Source organism: Streptomyces sp. NRRL F-5650, assembly GCF_000721365.1.
Classification (GTDB): domain Bacteria; phylum Actinomycetota; class Actinomycetes; order Streptomycetales; family Streptomycetaceae; genus Streptomyces; species Streptomyces ardesiacus.
In genome coordinates this window covers 246481-259349 of the sequence record NZ_JOGV01000003.1, presented here as the reverse complement: position 1 = coordinate 259349, position 12869 = coordinate 246481, and the positions used below count along the sequence as shown (strand labels likewise).

11 protein-coding genes and 2 pseudogenes are annotated in these 12869 nt (G+C 71.4%); 3 read left to right on the top strand and 10 right to left on the bottom strand.

The features are described from left to right. Positions 1-36 precede the first annotated feature (36 nt). Positions 37-177, top strand: a pseudogene (locus IG88_RS45235) (LysR family transcriptional regulator); the annotation flags it as partial. 99 nt (positions 178-276) lie between these two features. Here IG88_RS45235 and IG88_RS44120 read toward each other — a convergent pair. Continuing rightward, on the bottom strand, positions 277-1731 hold the full coding sequence (locus IG88_RS44120) for a class I adenylate-forming enzyme family protein (RefSeq protein WP_031035656.1): 1455 nt from the start codon (positions 1729-1731) through the stop codon (positions 277-279). Between the two features lie 167 nt (positions 1732-1898). Beyond that, on the bottom strand, positions 1899-2666 hold the full coding sequence (locus IG88_RS0105675) for a lytic polysaccharide monooxygenase (protein ID WP_031035654.1): 768 nt from the start codon (positions 2664-2666) through the stop codon (positions 1899-1901). Positions 2667-2880: 214 nt separating this feature from the next. Here IG88_RS0105675 and IG88_RS0105670 point away from each other — a divergent pair, with 214 nt between their 5' ends. Beyond that, the gene (locus IG88_RS0105670) at positions 2881-4488 is read left to right on the top strand and encodes an amidase family protein (RefSeq protein ID WP_031035652.1); all 1608 of its coding nucleotides are present in this window, start codon (positions 2881-2883) and stop codon (positions 4486-4488) included. Positions 4489-4796: 308 nt separating this feature from the next. Here the strand turns inward: IG88_RS0105670 and IG88_RS0105665 are convergent, their stop codons facing one another. The 8 genes and pseudogenes from IG88_RS0105665 to IG88_RS0105635 all read right to left on the bottom strand — a co-directional run bounded on the left by IG88_RS0105665 (position 4797) and on the right by IG88_RS0105635 (position 12051). After that, the gene (locus IG88_RS0105665; RefSeq protein ID WP_031035650.1) at positions 4797-5204 is read right to left on the bottom strand and encodes a DUF6278 family protein; all 408 of its coding nucleotides are present in this window, start codon (positions 5202-5204) and stop codon (positions 4797-4799) included. A gap of 102 nt (positions 5205-5306) precedes the next feature. Then, complete coding sequence (locus IG88_RS0105660; protein ID WP_031035649.1) at positions 5307-6086, bottom strand: exodeoxyribonuclease III; 780 nt, start codon at positions 6084-6086, stop codon at positions 5307-5309. Between the two features lie 57 nt (positions 6087-6143). Beyond that, entirely contained in the window at positions 6144-6779 is a 636-nt protein-coding gene (locus IG88_RS0105655) for an MBL fold metallo-hydrolase (RefSeq protein ID WP_031035647.1), read from the bottom strand. 43 nt (positions 6780-6822) lie between these two features. Next, positions 6823-8079 carry an alpha/beta fold hydrolase gene (locus tag IG88_RS0105650; protein WP_420712073.1) on the bottom strand — a complete coding sequence of 419 codons (1257 nt, stop codon included), beginning with the start codon at positions 8077-8079 and terminating at the stop codon, positions 6823-6825. Positions 8080-8207: 128 nt separating this feature from the next. Further along, the gene (locus tag IG88_RS0105645) at positions 8208-8588 is read right to left on the bottom strand and encodes a tyrosine-type recombinase/integrase (protein ID WP_234332011.1); all 381 of its coding nucleotides are present in this window, start codon (positions 8586-8588) and stop codon (positions 8208-8210) included. 29 nt (positions 8589-8617) lie between these two features. Continuing rightward, positions 8618-9025: pseudogene (locus tag IG88_RS40880) on the bottom strand (leucine zipper domain-containing protein); the annotation flags it as partial. A gap of 66 nt (positions 9026-9091) precedes the next feature. Next, positions 9092-11275 carry a 2Fe-2S iron-sulfur cluster-binding protein gene (locus IG88_RS0105640; protein ID WP_031035640.1) on the bottom strand — a complete coding sequence of 728 codons (2184 nt, stop codon included), beginning with the start codon at positions 11273-11275 and terminating at the stop codon, positions 9092-9094. A gap of 11 nt (positions 11276-11286) precedes the next feature. Then, a complete protein-coding gene (locus IG88_RS0105635) occupies positions 11287-12051 on the bottom strand; it encodes a siderophore-interacting protein (protein WP_051851781.1) in 765 nt (254 codons plus the stop codon). 146 nt (positions 12052-12197) lie between these two features. Between IG88_RS0105635 and IG88_RS0105630 the strand changes: the two genes are divergently transcribed. Continuing rightward, positions 12198-12818, top strand: coding sequence for a TetR/AcrR family transcriptional regulator (locus tag IG88_RS0105630; protein ID WP_031035636.1), 621 nt, complete (start codon positions 12198-12200; stop codon positions 12816-12818). The last annotated feature ends 51 nt before the right edge of the window (positions 12819-12869 follow it).

Below are 12869 nucleotides of genomic sequence, written 5' to 3'. Positions count from 1 at the left end.
CCCTCGTCGCCGCGGTGCACCGCCAGGCCCCCGGGGGTGCGGCTGCGCCTCACGGCCGAACCCGGCGACGACACCCCGGAACTGCGCCGCGGCGACGTCGACCTCGCGTCCAGTGCCGGCCCGCCGTCACTGCCCGACGTCCGCCACCGCCTCGTCGGCCGCGACCGACTCGTCCTCGCCGTCCGGCCGGGTCACCCGCTCACCGAGCGGCCGGTGACCGCCGAGAGGTACGAGCGAGGGCCGGCCCCGCTTCCGGCGAGGGCCGGCCCGACCGGCTCAGCTCCCCCGCGTCAGCCGCCGCTTGTCCGGCTTCCCGGCCGCGGTGAGCGGCACCTCGTCGATGAGGGTGAGACGCGTCGGCGCGCAGGCCGCGCCCAGTCGCGCGGTCACCAGCGCGCGAAGCTCGTCGAGGGCGGGTACGCGATCGGCCGCGGGGACGACGAAGGCGTGCACGGTCTCCCCCGTCGCATCGTCGGGCGCGGCGACGACGTACGCCTCGCTCACCGCCGGGTGCCGGGCGAGCAGCCGCTCGACGGGGCCGGCGTAGTACACGTTCGCGTCGACGATGACCACGTCCCGCGTCCGTCCGGAGAGCCACAGCCTCCCCTGGGCGTCAAGGCGCCCGAGGTCCCGCGTGCGGACCCAGCCGTCCACGAACACCTCGCCGCCGAGCCCGGGCCGGCCCCAGTACCCGACCCCCTGCGACGGCGTGCGCACGAAGATCTCCCCCTCGGTGCCGGCCGGGACGGGGCGGCCGGAGGGCCCCCGGATCTCCAGGTCGACCGGGGGCACGCCGAGCGACCCGGGCGGGTCGGCGGGCGTGGCCATGGAGATCATGCCGGTCTCGGTCTGCCCGTACCCGTGGAAGACGACCGGGCCGAGGACCTGCGCGGCCTCCTGTGCCCGGCCCGGTTCCAAAGGCGAGCCGGAGACCATGAGCGCGCGCAGGGCTCCCAGGTCGGCGGGCGCGGCCCGCAGGCCCGTCACCAGCCGGTTCAGCCGCCCGACGGTGACGACGCCGGCGGTCGCCCGGTGCCGCACGAGGGCCCCGGGCAGGTCCGGCGGGTCGGCAGAGACCAGGACACCCCCGGCGGCGAGTGCGAGCAGGCCGTACTCGAGCATCACCTGGCTGGTCAGGGTGCCGAAGACCAGGAACCTGTCCAGCCGCCCGGCCAGCTCCCGGACGGCCGGCGGCCAGTCCTCGGGCCGCAGCGTCCAGGCCGCCGTCATCGCCGCGTACGTCTGGACGCACGCCTTGGGGGCACCGGTGCTGCCGCTGGTGTGGATGAGCCGGGCGACGTCCCGCGGGCGGGCCGGGACGCGGGGCCGCGCACCGTCGTCCGGCTCCGCCAGCAGTTCGTCGAGGGGGAGGACGACGCCCGCCGGCCGGACATCCGCTGTGCCGGGCCGCTCGGTGACCGTGGCCGTGACCTGGGCGTCGCGCAGGAGGGCCGCACGCTGGTGGTCCGTCGTGCCGGGCCGCACGCCCACGACGCGGGCTCCGACCGTGTAAGCCGCGATGACGGCGGCGAACGCCTCGGGACCGACGCCGAGCAGCAGGGCGACGCCGCTTCCCGGCCCGAGGCCGCGCTGCCGCAGGGCACGCGCCACCCGCCGGGTCATGCCGAGCAGTTGCCGTCCGCTCACCTCCCGGCCGTCGTGTTCGAAGACCGTGCGGTCACCCGCCGCGTCGAGGAGATCGAGCACTGCACCGGGGAACTGCTCCGTCATGGCTCTCCTTCACGAGACCGGCTGACCGCACACCACCGGCCGGACCCTAACCGCGCGGTATCAGAAGGCTCTGAGACGCGGGCCGGTCCGGACCGGCCCGCGGCAGCGCGGGCCGGCGCACGCTCCTTCCGGTGCGTACGCCAGCCGGGACGGGGCGGTGCCGCGGTTCAGCAGGCGCCGAGGTCCTCCCAGACGCCCCATTCGCCGGTGGTGCCGGGCTCCTCGCCCGTCACCCACCACTTGGCACGCCAGTTGTGACCGGCGTGGGAGACGGTCTGACCACCGGTGTAGACACTCCCGGCGCTCCAGGCTCCGGCGACGCAGTCGCCCGGCTGCTCGCCCCCGCCACCGTCACCCCCACCGCTGTCGCCGCCACCCTCGCCACCGCCGTTGTCGCCCCCGCCGCCGTTGTCGCCCCCGCCGCCGATGCTGACGTCGATGCAGGCGTAGAAGGCGTTGGCGGTGTCCGCGATGTTCCACACGGCCAGCACCTTCTGCCGCCCGGAGAACCCGCTGAAGTCCAGTTGGTGACTGACCGACGCGGGCGGAAGGGCTCCGTGCCCGTCGAACTGGGCGATCTTCCGGTCGCCGATGAAGTACTGCCAGTTGCTCGTGGCGTGCCGCGCCTCGATGGTCCAGGTGAAGGTGTGGCTGGTGCCGATCGGCGTGACGCGCCAGCCCTTGGAGTCGTCGTCCAGGTCGGCCCACCGTGCGTCACCACCGCTGCAGTTGCGCAGCCCCTTCGGGCCCTCGACGCTCGCCGGCTCCCACTTGATCTGCCCGCACTGCACCACACGGTTGGCGCACTGGTCCTGGCGGCTCCCCGGCGAGACCACCCAGCCGTGGGCGCTCGCCGTGGGTGCCGGCAGGCTCAGGGCCACGACGGGGGCGACCAGCGCCCCCACGGCGGCGGCCACTCTTCTTTTCATGCGCATGACATTTCCCTTCGGTCCACGTCGAACCAGCCTGCCCCGGCGGATGTACGACGTTGCCGATGAGGCAACACCGCGGCCGTAGGTCTAGACCTACGGTATGCAGGTCTAGACCTTAGCGAAGGCGGAGAGGCCGTCAAGGGGGCGCGGCGCCCCCAACTGGTGCACAGGAACGGCCCCTTGTGCCCCCACCACCCGGTGTAGTGGGGTGTGCGGCATGAAGAAGAGAAGCATGGCGGCCCTGACCGCGATCCTGGTCGTGGTCCCCCTCGTGGCGGCGGCCCCCGGCCAACGGGTCCAGGCCGCCGAACCCGGACCGGGCGACTCGGCGCGATCCGCCGGGTCGACGCTCGTCCGCGGCGTGGACCTCGACACGGTGACCATCCCCGAACTGCAGGAACGGATGGACCGCGGGTCCCTGTCCTCGCTCGGCCTGACCCTCGCCTACCTGCGGCGGATCAAGGCCGTCGACCCGAAGATCAACGCGGTGCTGCGCACCAGCCCGACGGCCCTGGGCCAGGCCGTCGCCAGTGACCTCAGACATCGTCTCGGCAGGTCCCGCGGCCCGCTGGACGGCATCCCCGTCCTGCTCAAGGACAACGTGAACACCCGGGACATGCCGACGACCGCCGGCTCCCTCGCGCTGGCCGGACGCCCGCCGGCCTCCGACGCCGACCTGGTGAAGAAGCTGCGGGCGGCCGGGGCGGTGATCCTCGGCAAGGCCAACCTGTCCGAGTGGGCCAACTTCCGCGCGGCGAAGCCGACGTCGGGGTGGTCGGCGGTGGGCGGCCAGACGAACAACCCGTACGTCCTGGACCGCAACCCCTGCGGCTCGTCCTCCGGTTCGGCCGCGGCGCTCGCGGCGTCGCTGGCGCAGGTGGCGATCGGGACGGAGACGGACGGCTCCATCGTCTGCCCCGCCGGGATGAACGGCGTGGTCGGCCTCAAGCCCAGCCTCGGCGTGGTCAGCCAGTCCGGCGTGGTGCCGATCTCCGCCGCGCAGGACACGGCCGGCCCCATGGCACGCAACGTGACCGACACCGCGCTCACCCTCGCGGTGCTCAGCGGCCGGGACACCGTACGGGAGGGCGACGCGCCGAGCCTCACCGACGTGGCCGGCCGTGGCGGCACACTGCGCGGCAAGCGGATCGGCCTGTGGCGGCTGCCGTCGCTGGGGGCCGAGGTGGACGCCCTGATGACCCGCACCGCCGAGCGGCTCGTCGCGGCGGGGGCCGAGGTCGTCGAGGTGAGCCTGCCGTATCAGGAACGCCTGGCCGAGCTGGAGTTCCCGGCGCTGCTGAGCGAGTTCCACCGGGACATCGACGCCTACCTCGCCACCCGCGAGGGACCGCGCGACCTCGCCGAGCTGATCGAGTTCAACCGGACCCACCCGCAGGAGCGGAGCTGCTTCGCCGGTCAGGAGCTGTTCGAGCAGGCACTGGCCGCACCGCCCACGACCAACCCGGAGTACCGGGCGATGCGCGCGGAGTTGACCGACCTGTCCCGGCGGTCCATCGACGAGGTCATGACCGAGCACGGCCTGGACGCCATCGCCTCCCCGGCCAACCCGCCCGCCTGGACGACCGACTGCGCGCGGGGCGACAACGACGTGATCCCGTCCTCGACCCCCGCCGCCGTCGCCGGGTACCCCTCGCTGTCGGTGCCCGCCGGGTTCGTCGGCGAACTGCCGGTCGGGCTGCTCCTCATGGCCGGCGACCGGCAGGACGCCGAACTGCTCTCCCTGGGCGGGGCGGTGGAGCAGCGACTGAACGCCTGGCGGGCGCCCGGGTACCTGCCCACGACACCGTCCGGCACCTCCCACTGAGCGGACCGGCGGGCGCCACCTCGTGAAGCGGTACCCCGACGAGGTCGCCCGCCGGTGTGCAACTGACCTTCTCCTCGCCCGCGAGCAGTGATCTGCGGCTGCACCCTGCGTAGGTCCCCCGAGCGTTCGTGTCCGCTCCGACTACGGCAACGTACCGAGACAAACCCGACATACGACGCCGACACGCACCTGCGGGCATTACCCCTATTTAAGGCAGCCCACTTCTCTTAGACAGCCCACTTCGTCCGAGGCACCCCGCTGCGCGGCGGCCTGCCGGGAGCGGGCGGCCACGGGGACGGGGACGGGACTCACGTCTCGGCGACCTCGCCGTAGAGCTGAGAGAGTTCGGGTGCGCCGTCCTCCGCCCAGGCGTGCCCGTTGGCCACCACGTCGAACTCCCGGCCGCCGGCGAGCCGGACGACCGGCTGGCCGTCGGACCGGATGGCCCAGGCGGCTCCGGCCACGGTGCGCACGATGACGGTGCCGAGGTAGAGACCCGCGTCGTTGCCGAGCCAGGTCAGGATCTCCTCGTCACCGCGCCAGCGCGGCAGCATCTGGTCCAACCGCTCCAGGGAGAGCGCGGAGTCGTCGAGCCGGATCCCCTCCCGCAGCGCCTGCGAGCGCAACAGATCGCACTCGGCGAGCAGGTCGCCGATTCCCTCCGCGTCGTGCACCCGGGGGTCTTCGCGCCGCTTGCCCAGGAAGGGGAAGTTCATACCTCCAGACTGTCATTCGTACGGCCGGGGGCACCACAGGGCACGCACAGGGCGTGTCTGCGGAGAACTTGCGGAAAAGTTGCGGAGAACGGGGCGGTGCGCCTACAGGTCCAGGTCCACCACGACCGGCGCGTGGTCCGAGGCGCCCTTGCCCTTGCGCTCCTCGCGGTCGACGTAGGAGTCGGTGACCGCCTTGGCGAAGGGCTCGTTGCCGTACACCAGGTCGATGCGCATGCCGCGGTTCTTGGGGAAGCAGAGCTGGCGGTAGTCCCAGTACGTGTAGGGGTGGTCGTACTTCAGCGGGCGCGGCACCACGTCGGACAGGCCGGCGCCGCGCAGCGAGGCGAGGGCCGCGCGCTCGGCGGGCGTGACGTGGGTGGCGCCCTCGAAGGCGGCCCGGTCGTAGACGTCGTCGTCGGTCGGCGCGACGTTGTAGTCCCCCATCACGGCGAAGGGGCGGTCGCCGGCGGCGTCGCTCTGGACGGCGGCACGCAGGGCCTCGAACCACTGGAGCTTGTAGGCGTAGTGCGGGTGCTCCACCTCGCGGCCGTTGGGCACGTACACCGACCAGACGCGGGCGGGGCCGCACGTGGCGGAGATGGCGCGCGGCTCCTGGACGCCGTCGTACCCCGGGTCGCCGGGCAGCCCCTTGACCACGTCCTCGATGCCCACGCGGGAGAGCACCGCCACCCCGTTCCACCGGCCGGTGGCGTGGACCGCCGCCTCGTAGCCCGCCTCGCGCAGCTCGTCGAAGGGGAACTGCGCCTCGGCGACCTTGGCCTCCTGGAGGCACAGCACGTCGGTGCCGCTGCTCTCCAGCCAGGCCAGGAGCCTCGGCAGGCGGGCGGTGATCGAGTTCACGTTCCAGGTCGCGATGCGCATGTTCCCCAACCTACCGGGCGGCACTGACAACGCGGCCCCGCCCCGGGCGCCGGGACCTCACAGGAGCGCGGAGCCGCCGGGCGTCAGCCGCAGGTGCTCGGTGCCGCCCAGCTCGCCGATCTGGCGGTCGTAGATCGGTCGGGCCAGGTCGGTCAGGAGCGCGTCGTGGACGTCGTAGGCGCGCTGCGGCCGGACCTCGCGGACGTAGTCGATCACTTCGGAGATCTTGTTCCAGGGTGCCATGACCGGCAGCATCAGCGTCTCGACCGGGTGGTCGGGGACGGTGAGGGCGTCGCCGGGGTGGAAGACCTTGCCGCCGTCCACGAGGAAACCGACGTTGGTGACGCGCGGGATGTCCGGGTGGATCACCGCGTGCAGCTCCCCGTGGACCCGCACGTCGAACCCGGCGGCGGTGAAGGTGTCGCCGTGGCCGACGGTGTGGACGCGGCCCGGGAACGCCGACGAGATCTTCTCCGCGACCGACCTGAGCGTCCAGATCTGCGCCGCCGGATTGTCCTCCATCGCGGCCCGCAGCCGCAGCTCGTCGAAGTGGTCCGGGTGCTCGTGGGTGACGAGGATGGCGTCCGCGCCGAGGGCGGCGTCCTCCTCGGTGAACCCGCCGGGGTCCAGGACGAGCGTCCCTCCGTCCTTTTCGAGGCGGACACAGGCGTGCGACTTCTTGATGAGCTTCATGACTCCATCCTGCCGCCGCCCGCCCGCTCCCCGCCCCAGGGGCCTACTCCGGTGGTGTCGTCTCCTCGCGGATGACCTGCTGGGCCACCCGGAACGCCCCGCTCGCGGCCGGTACGCCGCAGTAGACGGCCGCCTGGAGCAGTACTTCCTTGATCTCGGCCGGGGTGAGGCCGTTGCGCAGGGCGGCCCTGAGGTGGGGCGCCAGCTCCTCGAGATGGCCGCCGGCGACGAGGGCGGTGAGGGTGACGCAGCTCCGCGAGCGCCGGTCCAGGCCCGGCCGGTCCCAGACCTCGCCCCACGCGTACCGGGTGAGCAGCTCCTGGAAGTCCCCGGAGAAGTCGTCCGCCTGCGCGAGCGCCTGGTCGACGTGTCCGTCGCCGAGGACCTCGCGGCGCACCTTGAGCCCGGCGTCGTACGGGTCTGGCCTGCCCTGCGCCTGCGGCGGCACGACGGGGGCCGGGGCGATCTCGGCGATGGGCGCGGCCTGCGGCGGAGCCGGCACCGGCTGGAGGGGCGCGGCGGCCGGACCCGGGACCTGGGCCGCCGGGGTCGGATGGACGGTGGGGTGGGCCGGTACCGGCACGGGGACCTGGCCGGTGGCGGTGGCGTCGTGGGCGGCCTGCCAGGCGGTGGTGAAGTGCCGCACCAGCAGGTCGGTGACGGCCGAGGGCTGCTCGACCGGGACCAGGTGGGAGGCGCCCGGGACGACGGCGAGCCGCGCGTCCGGAATCCCGGCGACCAGCGTACGGGCCTCGGCGGGGCCGGTGACCTGGTCGTCGGAGCCGACGAGGACCAGCGTCGGAACGCCGACCCGGCCCAGTTCCCCGCGCACGTCGAACGCGGCGAGGGCCTCGCAGGCGGAGATGTAGCAGCCCGGGTCGGTGGTCCGGACCATCTGCACCGCCCACTCGGTGATCGCCGGCTGTGCGGCGGCGTACCCGCCGGTGAACCAGCGCTCGGGGGAGCTGCGGGCGATGGGGTCGAGCCCGTTGGTGCGCACGATCACGCCGCGCTGGCGGAACTCGTCGGCCGTCCCGAACCGGGGCGAGGCGGCGATCAGCGCGAGGGAGGCGAGCCGCTCGGGGTGGCGCAGCGCCAGCTCGATCCCGACGGCACCGCCGAACGCGCAGCCCGCGTACCCGAAGCGCTGCACGCCGAGCCCGTCGAGGGTGGCCAGCAGCCGCGCGGTGAGTTCGGCGACCGACCCGGCCGGGTGGGCCGGGGCGCCTCCGTGCCCGGGCAGGTCGTAGCGGAAGACCCGCCAGTGCTGGGACAGCTCGGGCACCTGCCGGTCCCACATGTGCCATGTGGTACCGAGGGACGGCCCCAGGATCAGGACTGGTAGGTGTTCTGGCCCGTCAAAGCGGTACTGCAGCGTCTCGGTCTTGCCTTCGGTCACGGGTTCACACCTTCATCTGTCACGATCTGTCACACGCCCCCTGCGAGACCTCCCCATGCCTCCGCCGCCGGAAGCAGGTCCGCCACGTCCGGCTTCACGTACCACTTCTTCGTCGTCTTCACGTTGGTGTGCCCGGCCCACATGGCGAGCAGGTGATCCGGCACCCCGTTGTTGGCGAGGTACGTGAGGCAAGACGCCCGAGCATCGTACAGACGGACCCTGCGAAGGCCGTTTGCATCCATTGTTTTGTAGGCCCGCGTTCGGAGCTGCCGACCGTTCAGCGCGCACCCAAGTTCATCCACGAGGACATACCCGCCGCCCTCGTACCCCTCGCCCGCCGCCAGGCGTTCCACTGCCTGCGTGGCGCGGAACGTCTTCAGCGCCTTCCGTACGAGGCTCGGGATCGGCAACACACGCTCTCCCGCCGTGCTCTTCGTGTCGGGCTGCCGCCCCTGCGTGCCTCGGTCGTGGCCTGTCTGTTGGCACCGGCTTGTTGCCGCGGCATGATGCGGTGCCCGCCGCCATCGGGGATGTTGCCGAGCTTCTTGAGGCGGGTATGTCCAGGATCGGGCCGATCCGTGCGGGGCCGAGCCTTCGCTCCCGCCGTAGGGTGCAGACCTGTGCTTCGACGTCTGAGGCAGTGCGATGCGGGGTCGTCCGGGGCCGACTCTGGCGGTCGAAAGGACCGGCATCGCCCTCGGTGCGCCAGCGTCGTACCCACTTGTAGGCCGTGGCGCGGGAGATGCCCATTTCGCCGGCTACGGGCGCGACGGGGCGACCAGATCGGACCCGCTCGATCAGCAGTCGCCTGCCGTGGAGGGTTGAGCCGGGCATTGGGGTGGGACACGAAGACCTCATCGGTGGGCCATGGGCGCGCGGGCGGAAGTGCGTGGGCGGTGTCGTAGGCGGGGCCTCAGCGCCGGCCGGGAGGCGTCGGGGCGGCAATATCAAGGGTCACCTTGGACAGCGGGCAACTGACACATGTCAGTGCCTGCCCTTCCGTCTTCTGCTCGCGGGTGAGGCAGGTGTGTTCGGGTTGCGTGACCTCGCCGCTGCTCACGCGCACCATGCATTCGCCGCAGCTGCCGACCGTGCAGGAGTACGGCATGGGCAGTCCTGCGGCGAGACCGGCATCGAGCAGGCTCTGTCCGGGTTCGACCATGGCAGTTCCGACGAGTCTCCCGTCCTTCTCGACTCTCATCTCCTGGGGTGCCTGCGTGGTTGGGGTGGTGACGCCACCACTGAAGCGTTCTTGGTGTATGTGCTCGTCCGGCACGCCGAGTTGGTGCAGGACGTCCTGCACGGTGTCCATGAGTGCTTCGGGGCCGCAGACGAAGTGATGTGCGGTGTCCGTCAGCGGGAGGCCGGTCGCCCATCGGCGGATGCTTTCCGCGTCGAGCCGGCCGTCGCGACTCGTAAGGACATGGGTGACCGTCAGCCGGTCTGGGTGGTCCTTTTCCATGCGCGTCAACTCATCGCTGAAAATGACCTCTTCGGGGTTTCGGCTGCTGTACAGCAAGTCGATCCTGCCCGCCGATGCCGGATCGGACAGGCGGGTGCGAATCATGCTCATGATGGGCGTGATGCCGCTGCCGGCCGCGATGAGTACCAGCTGTTCGGTGGCCTGCGGCGGGGCGTGGAAGGTACCGGAGGGGCCGCGTACCGCGAGCTGGTCCCCGAATTGCAGGTGATGGTGGGCGTGCGTGGAGAACTGCCCGCCCTCAACGTGCTTGACGGTGAGTTCCAGCCGGGTCGCTCCCGGCGCCGAGGAGGCCGAGTAGGCACGCCGTACGGGCTGGCCCGCGATGTCCGTGACCAGGGTGAAGAACTGCCCGGGGCGGAAGTCGAATGGCTTTGCCTCGTCGGCGGCGTCCTCGAGAACCAGGGTGCGGGCGGACGGCGTCTCCTGCCGTATCTCGCAGACACGCACGGGCCGTAGCGGGCCCGCCGCCACCTCACCGTGATGCGCATCGCCACGGCGAGCAGCGGAAGGGGCGCGGACATCGGCGTAGCCCTCTTTACGCAGCCCTGAGACGTAGGCACGGTCCATCGCTTTCCGCATGAGCCGGCTCATGCCCGGGAGGGCGGTGATGACCTTGATCAGCCGTGCCGAGCCACGTCCGGACTCGGCTGCGCCGACAGCCAGGTGAGCGCTGCCCAGGGCCATCATGTCGGGTGCCGCATCCCGGCCGGATCGCACGTCGGGGTTCCACAGGCGGGCACGGGAAACAGCATCGTTGCTGCGGACCTCTGCATATTCCACGTCGATGAGGAGGGCGAGGTGCGGCGGCACGCCGCGCAAGGCCAAGGTCTTCAGCAGCGCGGTGTCGTCGGTGATCGCAGCGCGCCCGTGGATGTGCAGGACACCGCTGCGGCCGGGGACGAGGGCGGCCAGGGCGATCCGGTCGTCGTGGAGCAGGTTGTGCAGGGTGTCCGCGCGTTTGTTGCCCTTGCGGTCGGCAAGGACCAGGGTGCGGCCGTTCAGGATCCGGGCCACCGCCTGCTGTTCCCCGCGCGGGCTGGTGTCACTGCCGTCTTCCGTGTCCCAGGTGGACAGGGCCAGGAAGGGTGAGGCGGCCAGGAAGTCGCTGACACCTGGGCCGGCCAACGGCCCCTGGTCCACCATCGGCTCTGCGGCGGGGGGTGCGGAGGGCGGTTCCCACAGGCCGGAGCGGATGACGGCCTGCGCGCAGTGCACGTACGCCTCGGCGATGTCCACGGCCGTCTCCCCACCCTTGAGGGCGGATGCGGTGCCGTTGACGCGTAGTACCTCGCCCACGCCGGGCAGCAGAAAGAACAACGAGACCGGGCCGGATGCGACGCTCGTCCCTGCAACAGGGAAGGAGAATCGCTGCGGGGAGTGGACACGCGCGAATCCGGGCGTGCCACCGACGAACGTGGTGCGGACGACGCCGTCGCGGTCCTGGTAACCGAAGGCCGCGACCGGGCTGTGAGCGAGGACCTCGCGGCACCCTGCGTCCAGGACGCTGATCTGCTTCTGAATGATCATCGCGGCCGGGCGGCCGACGACCGCCTCGACCTCGTCCACCAAGGACAGCCGGTGCATCGAGTCCGGCTCGAAGGTGTACTGCTGCATGAGGCTTCCTTTCAGCCGGGGGCGGACCGGCCAAGTCGCCAGTAGCCGCAGAAGGAGACGTCCCGCTTGGGTATGCCACGGTCGTTGACCAGGTGCCGCCGAATGCCAGTGGCCAGCCGGGACTCGCCCGCCACCCACGCATAGAGGGGGCCTTCGGGCAGTTCGGCATCAGCAACCGCCTCCAGCGCGCGGACGCCGGGACGCAGGCTCTCGCTGTCGCGGCTGAGCCAGTGGACGCGCACGCCGGGCCGTGTGGGAACGGTGCGGATGTCGTGCGCGGTCGCCACCTCCACGAAGACTTCGGTGGGCGGCGGGTTCGGATCCCTGTCCAGGATCGACAAGATGGCTGGCAACGCACTCTCGTCACCCACCAGCAGGCGTCCCCGGGTGTGCTCGGGCGGCCCGTGCATGGAGCCGAGATCGAAGATCCCGGCAGGGTCACCCGGCTGGACCCGACGCACCCACGAGGTCATGGGCGAGTCGCCGTGGAGAGCGAACTCGATGTCGAGTTCTTGCTCCGCCGGGCGCAGGCTGCGGATGGTCAGATTGCGCACCCACGGACGGACCGCTTTCGGCATCAGCAGGACCTGCGCCATCCACGCCTCGTTCGAGGCGGTCGGCATCCGCAGCACATGCTGCCCCTCGCGTGGGAAGAAGAGTCGCACAGCCTGGTCGGCGTCTCCCGGAACGAGGTGCCGTATGCCGGGGCCACCCAGGGTGACGGTGGTGAAGCCGACGGAGACCGGCTGACAGCGCCGTACCTCCAAAGTGATCATCCTGCGCTCCCGAGGGAGGCGGACCCGGGGGATCACCGCCCCACTCCCAGACTGTCGGTCCTCTTGTTTCCGCAGCTCATGACACTATTCTGAGTAAAAGCTCAGCTATTTGCTACTCGCTTTTCACCGGCCAGGAGGAACAACGGATGACACCCGCCGACCGGCGCCTCACCCCACGTCGCAAGCCCCGGCAGGTACGCGCCGAGCTCACCCGCGAGCGGATCCTCACCGCAGCCGCTCACGTTTTCGCCGAGTACGGATACGCGGCCGGCACCACCAACCGAATCGCCGAACAGGCCCGCATGTCCATCGGCTCGCTGTACCAGTACTTCCCGAACAAGGACGCCATCCTCGCCGAGCTACTGGTCCGGCACATCGACCGCGGCGCGTGGACAGGAGCCGATGAGCTGGACATGACCCCCGGTAGCCTGGAAGGCGCCATCCGGTCCCTGGTACGCGACGCGATCGACCACCACCGCGACGACCCCCAGCTCCTGCGGATCATGATCGAGGAAGCGCCGGTCTCCAGTGACCTGATCGAAGCGATCGACCGGCACGGCAAAGCCCGGGTGAGCCAGGTGCGCGAGGTGTTCGCCCGTCATCCCGACGTCCAGGTAGAGGATCTCGACATGGCCGCAGAACTCGTCGTGGGAACCGTGGAGATGAACACCCACAAACTCATGGCAACCCCACACCCCACCCAGGTCGAAAGGCTGGAAACGGAGCTGGTCGCCATGGTCACTCGATACCTGCGCGGCGACCGGTAACTACGAGCACGCCCCGGCAACGCCGATACGGGTGTCAACAACGCTTGTGGT

What these genes read in the sequence shown, in the direction of transcription:
- IG88_RS44120 (WP_031035656.1), bottom strand. Translation starts at nt 1,731, where the DNA reads ATGACGGAGCAGTTCCCCGGTGCAGTGCTCGATCTCCTCGACGCGGCG.
- IG88_RS0105675 (WP_031035654.1), bottom strand. Translation starts at nt 2,666, where the DNA reads ATGCGCATGAAAAGAAGAGTGGCCGCCGCCGTGGGGGCGCTGGTCGCC.
- IG88_RS0105670 (WP_031035652.1), top strand. Translation starts at nt 2,881, where the DNA reads ATGAAGAAGAGAAGCATGGCGGCCCTGACCGCGATCCTGGTCGTGGTC.
- IG88_RS0105665 (WP_031035650.1), bottom strand. Translation starts at nt 5,204, where the DNA reads ATGAACTTCCCCTTCCTGGGCAAGCGGCGCGAAGACCCCCGGGTGCAC.
- IG88_RS0105660 (WP_031035649.1), bottom strand. Translation starts at nt 6,086, where the DNA reads ATGCGCATCGCGACCTGGAACGTGAACTCGATCACCGCCCGCCTGCCG.
- IG88_RS0105655 (WP_031035647.1), bottom strand. Translation starts at nt 6,779, where the DNA reads ATGAAGCTCATCAAGAAGTCGCACGCCTGTGTCCGCCTCGAAAAGGAC.
- IG88_RS0105650 (WP_420712073.1), bottom strand. Translation starts at nt 8,079, where the DNA reads ATGTGGGACCGGCAGGTGCCCGAGCTGTCCCAGCACTGGCGGGTCTTC.
- IG88_RS0105640 (WP_031035640.1), bottom strand. Translation starts at nt 11,275, where the DNA reads ATGCAGCAGTACACCTTCGAGCCGGACTCGATGCACCGGCTGTCCTTG.
- IG88_RS0105635 (WP_051851781.1), bottom strand. Translation starts at nt 12,051, where the DNA reads ATGATCACTTTGGAGGTACGGCGCTGTCAGCCGGTCTCCGTCGGCTTC.
- IG88_RS0105630 (WP_031035636.1), top strand. Translation starts at nt 12,198, where the DNA reads ATGACACCCGCCGACCGGCGCCTCACCCCACGTCGCAAGCCCCGGCAG.